General features: G+C 51.2%; 4 protein-coding genes and 1 pseudogene. All 5 read left to right on the plus strand.

Annotated elements, in window-relative coordinates; genetic code table 11:
* Positions 1-428: 428 nt before the first annotated feature.
* On the plus strand, positions 429-791 hold the full coding sequence (gene ndhC / locus LKK83_RS17705; RefSeq protein WP_324632583.1) for a photosynthetic/respiratory NAD(P)H-quinone oxidoreductase subunit C: 363 nt from the start codon (positions 429-431) through the stop codon (positions 789-791).
* Positions 782-1,516 (plus strand): NADH dehydrogenase subunit K, encoded by a 735-nt coding sequence (locus tag LKK83_RS17710; protein WP_324632584.1) that lies wholly within the window; start codon positions 782-784, stop codon positions 1,514-1,516. Before ndhC ends, LKK83_RS17710 begins: the two co-directional genes overlap by 10 nt.
* Positions 1,509-2,024 carry an NAD(P)H-quinone oxidoreductase subunit J gene (locus LKK83_RS17715; protein WP_324632585.1) on the plus strand — a complete coding sequence of 172 codons (516 nt, stop codon included), beginning with the start codon at positions 1,509-1,511 and terminating at the stop codon, positions 2,022-2,024. The genes LKK83_RS17710 and LKK83_RS17715 overlap by 8 nt, the downstream gene beginning before the upstream one ends.
* Positions 2,025-2,450: 426 nt before the next feature.
* Complete coding sequence (locus LKK83_RS17720) at positions 2,451-3,869, plus strand: serine/threonine protein kinase (RefSeq protein ID WP_324632586.1); 1,419 nt, start codon at positions 2,451-2,453, stop codon at positions 3,867-3,869.
* Positions 3,870-4,160: 291 nt separating this feature from the next.
* Positions 4,161-4,325 (plus strand): annotated as a pseudogene (locus tag LKK83_RS17725) (Uma2 family endonuclease); the annotation flags it as partial.
* Between the last annotated feature and the right edge of the window lie 152 nt (positions 4,326-4,477).

A 4,477-nucleotide genomic window follows, 5' to 3' on the forward strand; every position in this document is an offset into this window, starting at 1 on the left:
CTCGTAGGGCTTAGGCTGGTCAGCTACCTAAAGTCAGGGGCTAGAAGCCCCGTCTCTTTAGAGCGGGGTGCTGACTTCGTTACAATCTTTAAAAACGATCGCCGGATTTCTAAATCTAGCCCCATTTTACCTTAAACCCTGACCCGGAGCAATTCTCCCCCCGAAGGGCTGCCAATGCAACCCACCGGGTGATTGCGGCTGCGTCGCCCTCGGGGAAAAGGTCTGGGGGCTACCCACTCACCAAACTCGCCACTGAGTGGTTTTACTGAAGAAATCCCGGAAATTTGCTAAGTTTTATGAGAGGCATTGGAATTTCCAACCCCCCTGGCCCGTGCAAAAGCCCAGGTTCTCGGGGTCGCTCGCGCCCCAATTATGTAAAAATGTAAACAATTCGTTTTAGAAGTTCTGTCAACCTCAAGTTATTTATCGTGTTTGTCCTTAGCGGCTACGAGTATTTTCTCGGCTTTCTATTCGTGTGCGGCCTAGTCCCGGTGGTAGCTCTCGGTGCATCTCAACTCCTGCGTCCGAAAGCAACCTACCCAGAACGGCGAACCACCTACGAATCCGGCATCGAACCTATCGGCGGAGCCTGGATCCAGTTCAACATCCGTTACTACATGTTCGCCCTGGTCTTCCTCATCTTCGATGTGGAAACCGTCTTCCTCTATCCTTGGGCGGTCGCATTCCACCGACTTGGACTCCTGGCCTTTATTGAAGCCCTCATATTTGTCGCAATTCTCGTAATTGCTCTGGTGTACGCATGGCGCAAAGGAGCCTTAGAATGGTCCTAAATCCTAACCCAACAACCTCTAACAACTTTGAAGGACAAATCGCTAACCCGATCGAACGTCCTCAAGTGACTCAAGAACTTTCCGAAAATGTCATCCTCACCACCGTGGATGACCTGTACAACTGGGCGCGACTCTCTAGTCTGTGGCCTCTGCTTTACGGAACCGCCTGCTGCTTTATCGAATTTGCCGCCCTGATCGGGTCGCGCTTTGACTTCGATCGCTTCGGTCTGGTGCCTCGATCCAGTCCGCGTCAAGCTGACTTGATCATCACCGCCGGCACGATCACGATGAAGTACGCCCCGGCCCTGGTGCGGCTTTACGAACAAATGCCCGAACCCAAATACGTCATCGCAATGGGCGCTTGCACCATCACCGGCGGCATGTTTAGCGTGGACTCCCACACCGCAGTGCGCGGCGTGGATAAACTGATTCCGGTGGATGTTTACATTCCCGGTTGCCCTCCACGTCCGGAAGCGATTATCGATGCGATCGTTAAACTTCGCAAAAAAATCGCCAACGATTCCATGCAACAGCGGGCAAATATTGAACAAGACCACCGCTTCTACACCCGCAAGCACAACATGAAAGTGGTCGAACCCATCTTGACGGGTCAGTACCTACAAACCTCCACCCGTCAAACGCCACCCAAAGAACTCACCGAAGCAATGGGAATGCCGGTTCCCCCCGCACTGAAGGCCACCCAGAAGGAGGAAAATCGTGCCTGAAGAATCCCAAGAATCTCAAGAACAAATTGTAGAAGCGGGTAAAATTTCCCAGTGGCTTACCGAAAATGGTTTCGAACATGAAGCCCTAGAACGAGATAATCTCGGCGTCGAAATCATCAAGGTCGAAGCCGAATTTCTCATCCCCTTGGCCACCGCCCTTTATGCTTACGGCTTTAACTACCTGCAGTGTCAGTGCGGTTACGACCCCGGCCCGGGTGAACCCCTGGTCAGCATGTACCACTTAATTAAAGTCGAGGATGATGCCGATCGCCCGGAGGAAGTCCGCATCAAGGTCTTCCTACCCAGAGATAATCCCACCGTTCCTTCGGTCTACTGGATCTGGAAAACCGCCGATTTCCAAGAACGGGAATCCTACGATATGTACGGCATCGTCTATGAAGGACATCCGAATCTCAAACGGATTTTGATGCCGGAAGATTGGGTCGGCTGGCCCTTGCGAAAGGATTACATCTCCCCCGACTTTTACGAACTGCAAGACGCTTATTAAGTTGGGCGAAATGCAGCATCGAAGCGCCCTCCTTGTCACGAAGGGGGGTGTGCTTTTTTATCGTGCAACGGAAAACAACCTCCCCCCCTCGTCCGTGGGTACGAAAAAATATTTTAACTCGTTCCCAGGCCACCCCCTGGGAACGCCCCACCAGAACTACCGCCTCCCTCCCCAATAAATGTGCAAAATAATTTGCACCCTTGCTTAACTCCCTCGCCGAAGAACTCGACCTACAGCTCGGACAGTTGCGCCAATGGTTAAAAATAGCACTTGCCCAGGGCAAGGTGACAAAAAAACCAAGCCGGTGCGCGATGTGGCGACTCATCAAACGGCTCAATTGTCACGATTGGATTGACCGCCATCCCCGGGGAAAAATTGCTACCCTGGAATTAAGACAATCACGATCTAACATTCGCTTTTAACAATATGCCGCAAACAGGGTCGGTATTGCAAGAACGCTATCAACTCAAAGAGCAGTTGAGCGATAACCCCGCACGGGAAACCTGGTTAGCAGAGGATCTCAGTAGCGAAAAACCCGTGGTGGTGAAGTTGTTGGTTTGGGGTGGATCCAATGCGTGGGAAAATCTGAAACTGTTCGAACGCGAGGCGAAGGTCCTGGAAAATTTGGACCACCCGCGCATTCCTCGCTATCGCGATCGCTTCGCCCTCGAAGATGACAAACTCTGGTCCGGTTTAGTTCACGATTATATCCCCGGGGCCTCTCTGATGCAGTTGTTGGATGAGGGGAAAAAATTTACCGAGGCGGAAGTCTGCGATATCGCGATCGCCACCCTGGATATCTTGCAATACCTGCACGAACTCAATCCCCCGGTCCTCCACCGCGATATCAAACCGAGCAATCTGATTTTCGGGGAAGATGAGGAAATCTATCTGGTAGACTTCGGCGCAGTGCAGGATAAAGCCGCTGTGGCGCGCAGAAGCTTCACCGTGGTGGGCACCTACGGTTATACTCCGTTAGAGCAATTTGGCGGTCAGGCAGTCCCGGCGTCGGATTTATATGCCCTAGGTGCGACATTAGTTCATTTGCTCACCGGCACGCCACCGGCAGAGTTATTGCAAAAAAATTTGCACCTGGATTTTCGCGATCGCGTCAGCACCAATCTCAATCCCTATTTTCTCGATTGGCTCGAAACTCTCGTAGAACCTCAACTCGACGATCGCTTTCCCTCTGCAAGAGTTGCGATCGGCGCGCTCAACTCCGCTACTGCTTTATCCACCGAAACTGACTCGATTTCTCAACCAGACCTTACCCCCATCCACCTGAAAAAAACACCGCAAACTTTACTCATTTCTATCCCAGAACCGGGTCTGAAAATTCGCCAGTCTGCCTCCCAACTGCTACAGCGCGGTGCGATCGCCATTCAAAGCGCTTTCGCCTCGTTAAAAGACAGTCTCAGCGCCTCTGATTTGGCCGCTCAGCTATTAATTTATATCCTGATTGGCATTGGCGCTATCTCGGTGCTTTCTCTGCTCCTCCAGGTGGCGATCGTTATCCTTCCCTTACTCATTCTCCCGATCGCCATTGCTTGTTTGAGCGATTATTTCGAACGCACTACCGTCTTCCTCGATCGCGCCAGAAATACCTTTGAAATCGAAAACAAACGCCTCGGCTTTACTTACCGTCGTCAGCTCGGCGTCACCAATCAAATTCAAGATGTCTCCATTTACTACGATAACAAAAAATTTGTCATGGGAGTGGCAATTACCGCCGGTCACAAACCGGAATACTATCAACAATATTCCTTTGGCAGTTCCGGACGCAATTTAACCGAGTCCGAGTGCATCTGGTTGGCGCGCGAAATTCACGACTGGTTACAACTCTAGCAGCGCTCTCAATATTGGCGAAAAAATTGTTGCCAATGTTCACCACATTTTTCATGCACTGACGCACCGAATAGCAACACCCACCGCCCCGTAGGGTGCGTCACCCCCGCTCTCACATAAATGGAAAAATCACCCCATAAACGCCGGGATTGACGCACCGAAACGCTCAATATTGGCGAAAAAATTGTTGCCAATATTCACCACATTTTACATCCATTTTTTATCCCCCACCACGGCTTTTTTATCAAAATTATCGAATTCCTTAAAAACCAATTTAAATTCTTCTACCGAGTTTATCAGTCTCTCCCTCCTAATGACCAGGGTATTCTGTGCAGTCGTGTTTTTCCCGGTTTATGGCTAAATCGAGAGCAATTGTTGCAAAATAACCTCGCCGCCGTTTTGGAAACCCTACAAGCGGGATTGGCATCTCCAGAACACCAAGCCTTTATCAGCTAATACCCCCCTCACCGTCGGCGCATCCACAGACAATAGGTAAGGATTCAGGGGTCGGGGTTGCAGGAAATCGCGCCTCAGTTAGCTTCTCGGCGGGAAGCCCCGCGCTCTACCCGTGCTTGGTGAGCGTCGGGATGAGAGCCAGGGGAAATGGA

This window comes from Phormidium sp. CCY1219 (assembly GCF_035615515.1).
GTDB lineage: Bacteria > Cyanobacteriota > Cyanobacteriia > Cyanobacteriales > Laspinemataceae > CCY1219.

Coding starts and splice junctions, on each gene's coding strand:
- LKK83_RS17710 (WP_324632584.1), top strand. CDS start 782: ATGGTCCTAAATCCTAACCCAACAACCTCTAACAACTTTGAAGGACAA.
- LKK83_RS17720 (WP_324632586.1), top strand. CDS start 2,451: ATGCCGCAAACAGGGTCGGTATTGCAAGAACGCTATCAACTCAAAGAG.